This is a genomic window from Anabaena sp. UHCC 0204 (assembly GCF_009711975.1).
Classification (GTDB): Bacteria; Cyanobacteriota; Cyanobacteriia; order Cyanobacteriales; family Nostocaceae; genus Dolichospermum.
Genome location: NZ_VIKW01000040.1, coordinates 1 through 14,179 on the forward strand (window position 1 = coordinate 1; position 14,179 = coordinate 14,179).

At 37.9% G+C, this 14,179-nt stretch carries 11 protein-coding genes; 10 read left to right on the plus strand and 1 reads right to left on the minus strand.

The genetic code is table 11. From position 1 onward, the window contains the following. Positions 1-163: 163 nt before the first annotated feature. Positions 164-856, minus strand: coding sequence for a response regulator transcription factor (locus FJR04_RS21885; RefSeq protein ID WP_168498759.1), 693 nt, complete (start codon positions 854-856; stop codon positions 164-166). 345 nt (positions 857-1,201) lie between these two features. On the opposite strand from FJR04_RS21885, the gene FJR04_RS21890 reads away from it, so the two are divergent. The 10 genes from FJR04_RS21890 to FJR04_RS21935 all read left to right on the plus strand — a co-directional run bounded on the left by FJR04_RS21890 (position 1,202) and on the right by FJR04_RS21935 (position 14,047). Continuing rightward, a complete protein-coding gene (locus FJR04_RS21890) occupies positions 1,202-1,720 on the plus strand; it encodes a phycocyanin subunit beta (RefSeq protein WP_168498761.1) in 519 nt (172 codons plus the stop codon). 57 nt (positions 1,721-1,777) lie between these two features. After that, positions 1,778-2,266 carry a phycocyanin subunit alpha gene (locus tag FJR04_RS21895; RefSeq protein ID WP_168498763.1) on the plus strand — a complete coding sequence of 163 codons (489 nt, stop codon included), beginning with the start codon at positions 1,778-1,780 and terminating at the stop codon, positions 2,264-2,266. A 79-nt stretch (positions 2,267-2,345) separates the two neighbouring features. Further along, positions 2,346-3,179, plus strand: a complete 834-nt coding sequence (locus FJR04_RS21900; RefSeq protein ID WP_168498765.1) for a phycobilisome linker polypeptide — start codon at positions 2,346-2,348, stop codon at positions 3,177-3,179. 175 nt (positions 3,180-3,354) lie between these two features. Beyond that, positions 3,355-4,140 carry a HEAT repeat domain-containing protein gene (locus FJR04_RS21905; RefSeq protein ID WP_168498767.1) on the plus strand — a complete coding sequence of 262 codons (786 nt, stop codon included), beginning with the start codon at positions 3,355-3,357 and terminating at the stop codon, positions 4,138-4,140. Between the two features lie 21 nt (positions 4,141-4,161). Then, on the plus strand, positions 4,162-4,599 hold the full coding sequence (locus tag FJR04_RS21910; protein ID WP_168498769.1) for a HEAT repeat domain-containing protein: 438 nt from the start codon (positions 4,162-4,164) through the stop codon (positions 4,597-4,599). A 189-nt stretch (positions 4,600-4,788) separates the two neighbouring features. Further along, complete coding sequence (locus tag FJR04_RS21915; RefSeq protein ID WP_168498771.1) at positions 4,789-5,538, plus strand: phycobilisome rod-core linker polypeptide; 750 nt, start codon at positions 4,789-4,791, stop codon at positions 5,536-5,538. Positions 5,539-5,719: 181 nt separating this feature from the next. Then, complete coding sequence (locus FJR04_RS21920) at positions 5,720-7,948, plus strand: PAS domain S-box protein (RefSeq protein WP_168498773.1); 2,229 nt, start codon at positions 5,720-5,722, stop codon at positions 7,946-7,948. Positions 7,949-8,316: 368 nt separating this feature from the next. Beyond that, positions 8,317-9,378 carry an agmatinase family protein gene (locus FJR04_RS21925; RefSeq protein ID WP_168498775.1) on the plus strand — a complete coding sequence of 354 codons (1,062 nt, stop codon included), beginning with the start codon at positions 8,317-8,319 and terminating at the stop codon, positions 9,376-9,378. Between the two features lie 1,054 nt (positions 9,379-10,432). Continuing rightward, complete coding sequence (locus FJR04_RS21930; protein ID WP_168498777.1) at positions 10,433-12,790, plus strand: hypothetical protein; 2,358 nt, start codon at positions 10,433-10,435, stop codon at positions 12,788-12,790. Between the two features lie 135 nt (positions 12,791-12,925). Continuing rightward, positions 12,926-14,047 (plus strand): Gfo/Idh/MocA family protein, encoded by a 1,122-nt coding sequence (locus FJR04_RS21935; RefSeq protein WP_168498779.1) that lies wholly within the window; start codon positions 12,926-12,928, stop codon positions 14,045-14,047. The last annotated feature ends 132 nt before the right edge of the window (positions 14,048-14,179 follow it).

A 14,179-nucleotide genomic window follows, 5' to 3' on the forward strand; every position in this document is an offset into this window, starting at 1 on the left:
AGTCGTTTGTATGGGTTTTTGTAGGGACATTTTCACCAAACGTCTCTAAATTTATTGTAAATGTTGCTGTACTGGAGCGATCGCATTAGTAGCCATTATCCCACTTCTAACCACAGCAAAAAACCAAGTCCCCGGAAATTGCCTTTTGAGGACAGGTTTGAAATCAACAACTTTGCAAAAGGTCTGGAGATTTGAGACGATATCCTAGACCGTGCATGGTTTCAATAAAATCTTCAGGTGCGCCAACTGCTTTGAGTTTTTGGCGGACACTTCTCAGATGAACTTTAATAGTATGTTCGTCGGGAGATGTTTCGCTTGTCCACAGATTTTCAATAATCACACTGCGACTGAGAACTCGCCGACCATTTCGCAATAGTAATTCTAAAAGACTGTATTCTTTAGGTGTTAAATGGAGGAAATTATTTCTATAACTGACTTCGTAGGTGCTAGGGTTAAGTTTTAAATCTCCCCATTGTAATATAGGTGTGGAGTTTGTATTACCTCGACGTAATAAAGCCCGAATCCGCGCAAATAATTCACCTAAGTCAACAGGTTTAATGATGTAGTCATCTGCTCCAGCATCTAATCCATTAATCTTGTTGCTGATTGTATCACAGGCTGTTATCATCAAAATTGGCATTTGATAACCGTGCGATCGCCACCGATGACATAAAGTAATACCATCAATTTCTGGTAGCATCACATCTAACAGCAGTAAATCATAGTTTAGGGCTTTAGTACAATCCCAAGCAACTTCTCCGTCGGCAGCAATATCAACAATATAGAGTTGGTCGCTTAGTGCTTCTGCTAAAGTTTCTGCTAAACGAATATCGTCTTCAACTAAAAGAATCCTCATTAGATGTAGATGAATAGAAATTAAAACTTAGTAATTACTTTACAGGAAAATAGCTATATCTATTCGCGGATAAATTCAGGTATTTCCGCCATAAAATCTGCAAAAATTAGAACTTTTCCCCACTGTGAACACAAAATACTTCTTTTAAATTTGCAATACTTCTTTACAAACTTGATTGCGAATTGTTACAATTTTTGCTTTTATCCTAATCTTTCCGATTTATTTACTATTTCCTTACCTATTTATTTACACCTGACCCCTTAATCTCCTTAACAAAGGCAGGTGAAAGAAACGCCACCGCCGCCATAACCCAGGCAAAACCTGACAGTTTAGGAGAAATTGAAGATGCTTGATGCTTTTTCTAGAGTAGTTGAACAAAGCGATCGCCAAGGCGCATATTTGACCGATGATCAAATTAATGCTCTTTCTGCTATTGTTGCAGATGGCAACAAACGCTTAGATGTTGTTAACCGTTTGACCAGCAACGCTTCCGCAATCACAGCTAATGCTTATCGTGCATTGGTAGCTGAACAACCCAACGTATTTGGTCCTGGCGGCGCTTGTTTCCACCACCGTAACCAAGCAGCTTGTATTCGTGACTTAGGCTTCATTTTACGTTATGTTACCTATTCCGTAGCTACTGGAGATTCCAGCACTATGGATGATCGTTGTTTGAACGGTTTGCGCGAAACCTATCAAGCATTAGGAACACCTGGCGCTACAGTTGCTTCCGGTATTGGCAAAATGAAAGATGCAGCGATCGCTATTGCTAACAATAACGCTGGTATTACTCGTGGTGATTGCACCAGCTTAATGTCTGAAGTAGCTAGTTACTTTGATCGTGCAGCAGCAGCAGTTGCTTAATTTTGAATCGAATTTTCATCTGATCATCCATAATACATTTCCCGGAGAATTTTAACCATGAAGACCCCTCTAACCGAGGCTATTGCTGCTGCTGACTCTCGTGGCGCATACTTAGGCAACACCGAAATGCAAGCTATCTTTGGTCGCATGAGCCGCGCTCAAGCTGGCTTGAATGCTGCTAAAGCCTTCAACCAAAACGGTCAAAAATGGTCTGAAGCTGCGGCTAACCACGTTTACCAAAAATTCCCCTACACCACCCAAATGCAGGGTTCTCAATACGCTTCTACCCCAGAAGGTAAATCCAAATGTGTTCGTGACATCAGCCATTACCTCCGCACCATCAGCTATTGCTGTGTGGTTGGTGGCACAGGACCATTAGATGAGTATGTAGTTGCAGGCGTAAAAGAATTTAATGCTGCTTTGGGTTTATCCCCCAGTTGGTATGTAGCCGCATTGGAATTTGTCCGCGACAACAATGGCTTATCCGGTGACGTAGCTGGAGAAGCAAATATTTACCTCAACTATGCTATCAACGCATTGAGCTAAAAATTTACAAGTTAAACGAGTAAGGGGAAAGGGAAAAATACTTTCTTTTCCCCTTATTTGATCATAAGGAGTTAAAAGCATGACCCTTTCAATGGAACAGAGGTTAGGCATCAGTGCGGTTTTAGACACAAAAATCGAACTACGCCCTAATTACAGCGAAGACGAATTACAGCAAGTCCTCAAATCTGCTTACGAACATATATTTGGACGCGAACGAGTTTATATTGGTGGAACTTTTGCTAGTGCAGAAGCATTGCTCAGAGACGGACAAATTAGTGTGCGCCAATTTGTGCAAACATTAGCAAAATCCGAATTTTACAAAGATCGCTTCTTTTATAGCAATTCCCAAATTCGCTTCATTGAACTGAATTATAAGCATTTGTTAGGACGCGCTCCCTACGATCAGTCAGAAATTGCTCATCATGTGGATGTCTATGCTGCTCAAGGTTATGATGCAGAAATAGATTCTTATATTGATAGCCAAGAGTATAATAATGCCTTTGGTGATTCCACAGTTCCCTACTTCCGGGGATTCAAGTCAATTGATGGCATGAAACAAGTAGGATTCAACCGCCTATTTACACTGTATCGGGGTAATGGTAACAGCGATAGTGCTGGAACAAAAAGCCCCCGGTTACGGCAACAATTGGCAATGAATTTGCCTAATGTGATCATTCCTCCCACCACATCTATCAGATTTATATCTGATATTGGTTTTGGACAATTAAAAACTTCTCCCACACGCGGAGACAACCGGATGTATGTGATGGAAGTTATCGCTGGTGGAGTTGGTACTAAAGTAGCAATTCGTCGTAGCCGACAGTTGTACAATGTACCTTTTGATCAACTTTCCCAGAAGTATCAACAAATTCACAAACAAGGCGGCAAAATTATCAGCGTCAGACCTGTATAAAGGTAGTTGGTGATTGGTGATTGAAAAGAATTTATGATCACCAATTACCAATTATAGTAATTTCCATTCAAGTAAGAATTAAACGCAGATGGAAGAGGATGAACGCAGATGAACGCAGATAAATTTTTACCTCTTTAGTTTAGGAAATGCTATATCAATTACTAATTATCAATTTATGGTTGTTACTACTTCTCCTGCTGAACCAATTCTCTCTCCTGAAACGGCAATTACATCCTTAGATAATGAGGATAATCAAATTAGATATTATGCTGCTTGGTGGTTGGGAAAACATCAAATTCAGTCAGCTTGTGCAGCCCTTTGTTATCAACTCCAAGACGTGCGTTATCGCACAGTTCAAGGTGGCTATCCCTTACGTCGTCAAGTTGCTCGCGCTTTAGGACAACTCAAAAATATTGAAGCAGTACCCGCTCTCATAAATGCCCTAAACTGTGATGAAGATGAGCAATTTCGGGAAGTTGTCATTGAGGCTTTAGGAAAAATTGGCGATTCTACTGCGGCTGTTCCCCTATTACAACTTTTACAATCTGGTACACCCCAACCCTACGAAGCCTTAATAGAAGCTTTGGGAGAATTAGGGGTAATAGAAGCGCGTCCACTTGTTGAGCCATTTTTAAAACATGACTCGGAAAGAGTCCAATGTGCTGCGGCTCGTTACCTGTATATCATCACCCAAAAACCGGAATATCTCGAACGCATTATCCAAAATCTTAATCACGAAAATCCCTATTTACGCTGGGCTGCGGCTTTCGATTTAGGAGCAATTGGTCATATAGAAGCAGCAGAAGCAATTGTAAAAGCAAAAGTTGGTAATAGCCTCAAACTATTAAACATAAAACGGATTTTAGAAACAGTATTAGAAAGTGATATATCAGAAATAGAAAAACAACAAGCAACTCAAACCCTATTTCAAATAATTGATCAACTATTAATCCAACTTTAATAATAAACAACCTTACCAATTATGAACACAACATTAGAACAAATTGCCTCCCCAAAAGTAGAATCTCTAATTGCAGATTATCACACCTGCATAGATCAGAATGAACAAGCAAGAATTATCAGCATTCTCGCTGAACTTGGTGATGATCTCGCAATAGATTTATTGGTAGATGTAGTAGGTGTAGAAGTTGCCAATCATTGCCAAGGAAATGTGCGTCGAGTGGCAGCTAGAGGCTTGGAAAAGATGGTAATTTCCACTACGGATTCTGAAAAAAGACAAAAGGCAATTGATAAGCTTTCTTGGGCTTTGTTAAATGCTGAAGATTGGGCGTTGCGTTATGCGGCTGCGGTGTCTTTGGGAGCAATTGCGACTGTGGAAATAAATACTATCCTTTATCAAGCTATGACGCAAGAATCGGACAGAGTTGTTAAGGAAAGGATTCAGATGATTTTGAAATAATTGTCAGAATCAGGATGTCCACCGATTAAAGGATGAACAGGATTAAATTTCTGTTTTTAAATTATCGTCAGGATTCAGGATACAAAATATTTGATATAGGATTTCTGACTCCTGACTCCTGACTTCTGACTCCTGACAAATTATCAATTTTCTACAAATGTTCATTATTATTTAATAAACAATCTCACCATGACTATTCCATTAAAAACTTACGCCCCCTCCAGTCAAAACCAACGAGTTAAAGGATTTGAAATTCCTGGAGAGGAACAACCCAAACTTTACACTACTGAAGGAACTCCTTCTACAGTAGAAATGAATGAGTTAATTTGGGCTGCTTATCGGCAGATTTTTAACGAACAACAAATTCTTGTTAGTAACCGTTTATTGACTTTAGAATCTCAGTTAAAACACAAAAGTATTACTGTTAGAGATTTTATTCGCGGATTGGTAATGTCTGAAACTTTCCGTTTACGCAACTATGACACAAACAACAATTACCGATTTGTAGAAATGTGTGTACAGCGTGTTCTGGGACGGAAAGTTTACAATCAACAAGAAACAATTGCTTGGTCAATTATCATAGGTACTAAGGGGTTACAAGGGTTTATTGATGACCTGTTGAGTAGCGAAGAGTATCAAACCAGTTTTGGTGATAATACTGTTCCCTATCAACGTCGGCGGATTATTTCTCAGCGTCATCTAGGAGATTTACCTTTTAGCCAATTTCCTCGCTATGATCAATACCATCGTCAGCAATTAGAGAAACTGGGATATTTCAAAGCTAAAGCTCCTTTGGTATATTGGTGGAAATGGCAACGAGATCCCTATCCCAAGGTTTATCAAGTAATTTCATCAGCTACTTGGTTCGCGGGAATTAGCCTGATAGCACTTGGAACTCTTGTGGTGATTCTGTCCTATTACGGTCTGGTTTCTTTGTAATTTCAAGTTAATTGAGATCAATTTTTATAACAGCCTGAGAATAAATTTTCAGGCTGAATTTGTTTTTTTCTGATAGTGTAGTCCTCTCAGGATTTACTCATCTGATTCTGGTTCATTCCAAATTCCAGAATGATATTCAAAAATTGCATCCCAAGTTATCCTATTCCTAAAACCATTCCCCATGATCAATCCATTAGGTGTTGCAATTGGATTATTTATCATCACCCTGTTCATAACTTACTATCTGCTACAACGACAAATAACTCAACGAAAACGAGCAGAAAAGATTCTCCGACAGCAAACAGAAAGAGAACGTCTAGTTAGCCAAATAGCTCACCAAATTCGCAAATCCCTGAATTTAGATGAAGTGCTAGTCACCACAGTAGCAGAGGTAAAACAGTTTCTCCAAGCTGACAGAGTGCTAATTTATCGGATTTGGGAAGATGGTACTGGTTGTGCAATAACGGAAACTGTATCAGAAAATTATCCTTGCATTCTTGGAGAAACATTTCCAGAGGAAGTATTTCCCAGAGAGTATCATCATGCTTATACTCAAGGAAAAATTCGCGCTGTTACCAATATAGATCAAAGTGATGTAGAATCTTGTTTAGCAGATTTTGTAAAACAGTTTGGTGTAAAAGCTAAATTAGTAGTCCCAATATTACAAGAAATCCGAGATATTCCCACTAATTCTCAACCTTATCTTTGGGGTTTGTTGATTGCTCATCAATGTAGTGATATTCGTGAATGGCAACCTTGGGAAATTGAATTAATGGTACAATTAGCGAATCAAGTTGCGATCGCAATTCAACAGTCAGAACTCTACGAACAACTACAAGAACTGAATATAGAACTAGAAAACCGAGTCCAACAACGCACAGAAGAATTAGCTAAAACCAATAATTCTTTACGAGCAGAAATTGTTGAACGCAAACGTACCGAAGTTGCTTTAAATCACACCAATCAAACTCTCCAATCTCTCATTGCAGCCTCACCTCGTGCTATTTTTACCCTAGATTTAAACAACAATGTCAAAATCTGGAATCCAGCAGCAGAAAGGATGTTTGGTTGGACAGAAATAGAAGTATTAGATCAGCCTAACCCGGTCATTTCTGAAGATTTGGAAGAATATAAAAAGATTAAACAAAATGTGATTGAAGGTATCACACCTCCGAGCTTGGAAGTAAGCCGATATAAAAAAGATGGTTCATTAATTGATATTGTTTTCTCCGCTGCTCCTCTCCGCAATACTATGGGAATAATTAGCGGTATAGTAGCAGTTGTCGCAGATATTACTGAAAGGAAAAGAATTGGCAAGGCTTTGCGACGGAGTGAAGAAAGATTTCGTTCACTCATCGAAAATGCTCTTGATGTTATTACTATTCTCGATACAGATGGCACTATTCAATATATTAGTCCATCGGTAGAAAAAGTTTTAGGTTATCAATCTGCTAATTTGATTGATCAAAATTTCTTTGCGGCGATTCATCCTGATGATTTTGTGACAACTTGCTATCACATTACCAATGCAATTAAAAATCCAGATGTTCCCCTACCTGTAGAATTTCGCTATTGTCATGAAGATGGTTCTTGGCGGACTTTAGAAGCTATTAGTCAGAAATTTGTTGATGATTCAGAACTAACAAGAATTGTTGTCAATTCTCGTGATATCACCGAACGCAAAAGATTAGAAGAAGTGCGATTAGCATTGGAAAAAGAAAAAGAATTAAGTGCCATGAAAATTCGCTTTTTCTCAATGGCATCCCATGAATTTCGCACCCCACTAAGTACAGCTTTAGCTGCTGCTCAATTGCTAGAAAATTCTCCCCATGCTTGGCAAGATGACCAAAAAAGAACTCGCAATTTACGCCGCATTCAAGATTCTATTAAAAATATGGTACAACTACTAGATGATATTTTAACTATTAATCGTGCAGAAACAGGTAATTTAGAATTTAATCCCACACAGTTAGATTTAGAAAAGTTTTGTCGTCAATTTGTTGAAGAAATTAGACTTAGTGATGGTTCTGAACATATAATTAATTTCGTTTGGAAAGGAAATAGGGAACAAGCATATTTAGATGAAAAGTTATTACGTTCTATTTTAGGAAATTTGTTATCAAATGCTATTAAATATTCACCGGAAAATACTCAAGTTGATTTTTATCTTATTTTTCAAGAAAAAGAAGTAATAATTAAAATTTGTGATCAAGGAATTGGTATTTCTATAAATGATCAAAATCAATTATTTGAACCATTTCATCGTGGTAAAAATGTCCGCAATATTCCCGGTACAGGTTTAGGTTTGATGGTTGTAAAAAAATGTGTAGATTTACATGGAGGCAGTTTAAATATTATTAGTGAATCTGATCATGGTACAACCGTCACCGTTACATTGCCTATCATCTAAATGAGGGTCTAGTCTAATTTATTACAGCCTTTACATACTCTAATTTTTCACGGCTGAAGATAATAATTAAATCTGGTTCGCAATTGTTCAATCGTTAGATATTGCGTCCAATACTCTATTAAAGCATAACCAAATGCCCAAGCGTTACAATTTGGTGTAGATAGCAGGGCTATTTCATTCTCAAAGAGAGAATAAAATAACATAACATAACCTAACACTTAGATCGAATTTCTATGCAATTATCGCTCTGCTTACAAAAAGTTTAATCCACTGCATCACTCTCATCAGCATTTTTTTAAATTTTTTGGTATTAAAAAAAAATGCTGATAAAATTAAGTATTAAACCCTAATCATCACTAATTTTCAATATGAACAACTCCTTTGAAAACTATAATCCCAACAGCGTAGCCGAAATAAATGGTAATTTCCTGGGATTACCTGATAACTACGATTCTGCTAATTTAATCATCTTTCCTATACCTTGGGAAGTTACTGTTTCCTATGGTGCAGGAACAGCTAACGGACCACAGCAAATTTTAAATGCTTCACGGCAAATAGATTTATTTGATTTTGATCATCCTGATGGTTGGAAACAGGGAATTTTCATGGTAGAAATTCCCCAAGATATGATCGAAAAAAATAACTATTATCGTCAACAAGCAGCTAAAATTATTGAACGTCAAGCCCAAGGTCAACCTCTCACAGATTCCCCTGATTTAACCCCCATACTAGCTGCAATTAACCAAGCGGGAGAACAGGTAAATCAATGGTTATTTACCCAGTCGCAAGCAGCAATGAATCATGGGAAACGAGTTGCTGTTATTGGTGGTGATCACAGTTCACCATTAGGTTATTTCCAAGCTTTAGCTACTCAATATGATAACTGGGGAATTTTACATATTGATGCCCATGCTGATTTACGAAATGCCTATGAGGAATTTGAATTTTCCCATGCTTCTATTATGTTTAATGCCATGAAAATCCCCCAAATTTCTAAGTTGGTACAGGTAGGTGTGCGGGATATTTGTCATGATGAAGTACAAATAATTAATCAATCTGATGAGCGGATTATTGGTTATTATGATGCAGCTATTAAACAACAGCTATATGCTGGGAAAACTTGGATTGATTTATGTCGAGAAATTATCAATCATTTACCAGAACAGGTTTATATTAGCTTCGATATTGATGGTTTAGATCCTAAACTTTGCCCCAGTACAGGTACTCCTGTTCCCGGTGGACTGGAATTAGAACAAGTTTATTGTCTATTCCGAGAATTGGTAAATAGTGGTAAGAAAATTATTGGTTTTGATGTCTGCGAAGTTGGTAATGGTGAATGGGATGGTAATGTGGGTGCGCGAATAGTTTACAAGTTAGCAAATTTTCTGGATTTATCTTATCAAGGAGATGATATAGCGGTATGCACTTGAGCGAGATACAGTCATTAAATCGCAAAACCTGTAGGGGTGGGGTTTCCCCGCCCTCGATTGTATTTCATCCGACCGATAACCGCTATAGGTAAATTTTAATAGTGTTGCTGATTAAGAGTATGGTTTTGTTTCACGCAGAGGCGCAGAGTCTACAGAGAGTAAGAGTTTGAAATCATTGATTTTTGAATTTCATACCCTAATTCAGCAACGCCATTTTAATAATTACTATTCGGCATTTTGGCATTACAAATCAAAATATCTATGATAGATTTTAAAAATTGCATGGATGAATAATAGTAGCCACAAAAGGCAAGAACTAAGTCAAAGTTCTTGTTGTTGACTGCATTTGTTCTCCTGACAACCTATTCAATCTTATTCATGATATTTTTTGAGATTTAAAGGTGTATTACCACTTTCAAGCTATGATTGCGGACGGGATAAAACCCGTCCTTTATTTTTGGCTATGGACAAGATTTCTTATCAGGTTTGAGGATATTTGCATACATACTAAAGGAAGATGCTAAAAATATATCATCCAGGTTAAATTAATTCGGGATGTTGTTATGCACTGGATTTAAGTCAAGGTTTGGTTGTTAGCCAAACCTTTTTTATTGCTTATTTAAGGCTTGCTAAAATTTTTCTAAACTTGCTACAGCTTAAGTAGTAGCTTCAGGTGTTTTGATGCGATCGCTTGACAGACCACTAGGAGTAGAATTACATCTAGTACACAACGGCGATATTTTTAGGAGACTTCCAAGAAATAAATTATCCAGATTAACGTTAGCGTAGCGTGCGTCCGCAGAGGCTCAGAGGAATAAGGGTTTGAGTGTTTTTTTATTTGGAAGTCCCTAGTACAAACAAAAATCTCTGTATTCCTTATCTATTCCCTGTTCCCTTGCCCAAATATACAATTTATTTGGCACGACTACTTACGTATTTTGAGGAAGGTTTAAGTTTTACCCGATTACACTGGCAAAATTGGACTAAGTTTGTCAAAATTTAAACTTGACAACTTTAGACAAGTTCTAAAATTTCCAGTGCTAGTTATAGTCAGATGACCAATAAACCGCGTAAACTCAAGACAAAAGCCACGAGAATTAATCAGCCTCCCCAAGGTATGAAGGAAAAGAGTGGTAAAAAAACGCCAAGACATTCTCAATGGCGAAGTTGGTTATTATCTAGTTTGGCGCTAAGTCTTTTGTTAAGTAGTAGCGGTATAATTCTAGGCTTTGGCTGGATTAGTATTCTGTTTATCTTCAATCCGGCTCAAGTTAACTGGCTGAATAAATATTTACCAAAATGGGCAGAAATATCAGCGGGTAAGCAAGAATTACCAGAAACACTCCCAGCGATTCAACTCAGCTTGAGTCAAGAAAAACGCATATCTGGGGAAATCCTCCCCTTAGATGAGAAATCAGAAGATACTTTTTTAATGCCAATTTTTCAAGAACGCACTAATTGTCAATCTCATTGTCGGGAATTGGTAGAACTAAGGATTTATAAACGTTCTCAGGATTTAGAATATAAATTTCAGTTGGAAAAATACTACTATTTAATTAGCCAATTACCTGTGATTGGTCTATCTAAATCTTTCGTAGAATCCCCTAAAGTTGAATTTATTTCAGCGTCAGAAAATCAGGAAGCAAAGATGCGTTTACCTTTAACTGAGGTGAAAGCTGTTACAGATACTAACCTTTCAGCGGGGTTTTGGTTTTATTTAGAAGGTGAATCCAAAAATAACAATGAGGCGATCGCCTATGGTCAAATTGTCCACTATAATCCTACATTAAAGACCTTACAGCAGATGTTACTTTGGAAAACCCGTAACGGGCAATTACCCAAATGGCAACAGATAACAGGTAATGAGACAAAAGAGTTAGTTATTGATCAAACTGTGGGCTTAGAACCAAATTTGCAAGTTTATCAAGTCCAACCTGGTCAGTTAGTTACTAATTCTATTTATCTGGAAGCAATTAATTTCCGAAAACCCGCAGTTGCGGAATTTGGTTTTCAACAGTCTGTATTATTAGCCAGAAATGGATTATGGACTCCTGCTTTTGCCTGGTTACAATCTTTAGAAAAACAGCGGAAACAGCCTTTCCCCTGGGCAGCACAGGCGCAAATAGATGTGATCCGGTTACATTCCGAATTAACGAAAATTCAAGCAGACAAAAATTGGGCTAGTCCCAGTCAAAAAATAATTGCAGATATTATTGATGGTCGTTGGGAAAAAGCTTTACAGGTATTGGAAAAATCGCCTTATGCTCATGAAGAAATTTCTAATTTACTGCAAACAGATAAAGGAAGAATTTGGAATCGTGTTTCTGTAGCTTTGCGACTAAATCCTAATCGGAGAGCGGTTTTAGCTTGGGTAGCACTCATCTTCAAAGTGCAACGAGGGGAAGAAAGAACTAATACTTGGTTAAAAGCCCAACCAAATATTAACTCGGAAACTTTGAACTATATTCAAGGTTTATTAACTCAACTGGATGATGATACTACTAATTCTCATGCAAGTCAGATTGTGGGAACTGTACAACAAATTAATCAGATTAATCAACGGGATTGGTTGCCCATATCTCTGCAAACTGATTTGAATATAGCTAATAATCAAGCTTGGTATCAGGTAGAAGTTAGTGCATTTCAGAATGGTACAAATTGGTTATATTATCCGTTTACTAATTTTGACAAACTGAAAAATCAACCTCGACAATTTTGGAGAAAAGTTTTAGGTATTAGTTCTGATCCAAATATGCAAATTATTGTCTGGAATGCTGAAGGAAAACAGGAAGCAACGACTGCAATTATTCAAGCTGTGCAAGTTCAGGATCAAGGTTTGCGGCTGTTAATGTCCGGTGATGCTGTTTTGGAAAGTAAAGTTAAATCTTTCCAACCTCAACCTTTAGCTCTAAGTGCGGCTGCATTGCAATGGGTAGAACCATCGCCGGTATCAGTGAATAATTTATATCAACAAAAACAGCAATTGGTCGAGTTAATATTACCAATTATATGGCGGACTTTACAAGAGTCAGGAGAGATTATTGGGGATGCTGTTCCTAATTTACAGGAGATGCAGAAAAAAATGGGTGATTGGCCAGTTCAGTTAGTTGATTTAACTAATAATAATCAGCCAGAGATAGTATTGACTATTTCTGGTATGGCGATCGCATCATTAAATCAGAATCAATTAGAGGATGATAACTCAGAGCAATTACAAGATCAAGTACGTCCCCGGACTCTGATTTTGTCGGCGGATGGTAAAGTAATTTACAGTGATTTCACTCGTCAAAACCAGAAAAATCTGATAGCGATCGCTCAACTTACTAATGAACAATCTCTAGCATTATTGGTAGAAAAAAAACAGGGCTATAGTCTAGAAATTTGGTCAAAATCTCATCAACGATTTAAATAATTACTCCTTTTGGTTAAGAGTCTCTACTCCTAAATAGCATATAAATTCTCTCATCAGTATGATGGAATACTGGAAAAACTTCATCACCGTAAAAGAATGATTTTTTAAACAAGTTTTTCATCAAGAGGTCAAAAAATGAGAGCTACAAACGGAAAGCAGAAAATTCGTTATGCTGTTGTTGGTTTGGGTTGGTTTGCACAAGAGGCTGCTTTACCTGCATTTGCTCATGCTGAAAACTCGGAATTAGTGGCTTTGGTTTCCGATGATCCTCTAAAACGTGAAGAACTCAGTCAACAATATGGCATTGAGCATACTTATTCTTATGAGGAATATGAGGATTGTCTAATAAGCGGCTTAGTAGATGCTGTTTATATTGCATTACCTAATCACTTACATTGTGAATATACCGTGCGGGCGGCTAATCAGGCCATTCATGTACTTTGTGAAAAGCCAATGGCCATGACCGAAAAAGAGTGCGATATCATGAATAAAGCCGCCAATGACAATGCTATAAAATTGATGATTGCTTATAGATTACATCTAGAACCAGGAAATTTGCGGGCTGTCGAAATTGTGCGATCGCGTCAAATAGGTGAACCACGGCTTTTCAACTCTGTTTTCTCCCAACAAGTAGAAGAGGGAAATATTCGTTTACAAGAACATACTGGTGGAGGGACTCTCTACGATATTGGTATTTACTGCATTAATGCCGCCCGTTATCTGTTTCAAGATGAACCAACTGAAGTGTTTGCTGTAGCTGCGTCTAAAGGAGAAGAACGGTTCAACGAAGTAGAAGAAATGACTAGTGTCATCCTCCGCTTTCCCCATGAGCGACTAGCAACGTTTACCTGTAGCTTTGGAGGGGCAAAAGTTTCCAATTACCAAGTTGTCGGTACTAAAGGCGATATTCGTCTAGAATCTGCTTATGCTTGGCAGGGAGAAATTAAGAATTACCTGACTATTAATGGTGAAACTCAAGAAAGCACCTTTGGTCCGCATGATCAATTAGCCGCAGAATTTACATATTTTTCCGATTGCATTCTCCAAAATCGAGATCCAGAACCATCGGGAATAGAAGGATTGAACGATGTTCACATTATTGAGTCACTGTACCAATCAATAGAGACAGGTCAGCCTGTACAAGTAAACAATTATGATCGTGATCAACGTCCGACATCGGATCAAACTATTAAGCGTCCTGCGGTTGAAGAGAAACCAGAACTGATTCATGCTGCTCCACCTGCCGGTAAGTCTTAGAAACATCTCTAATTTGGGGTTGCAGCAAAAAAGCCTTCCCAGTCTTTGACTGGGAACTCTTCACACATTTTGCTTATAGCAATTCCCATTTCAGTGAGGTACAAGAAGTGAAGAATTAACCGCAGATGGAAG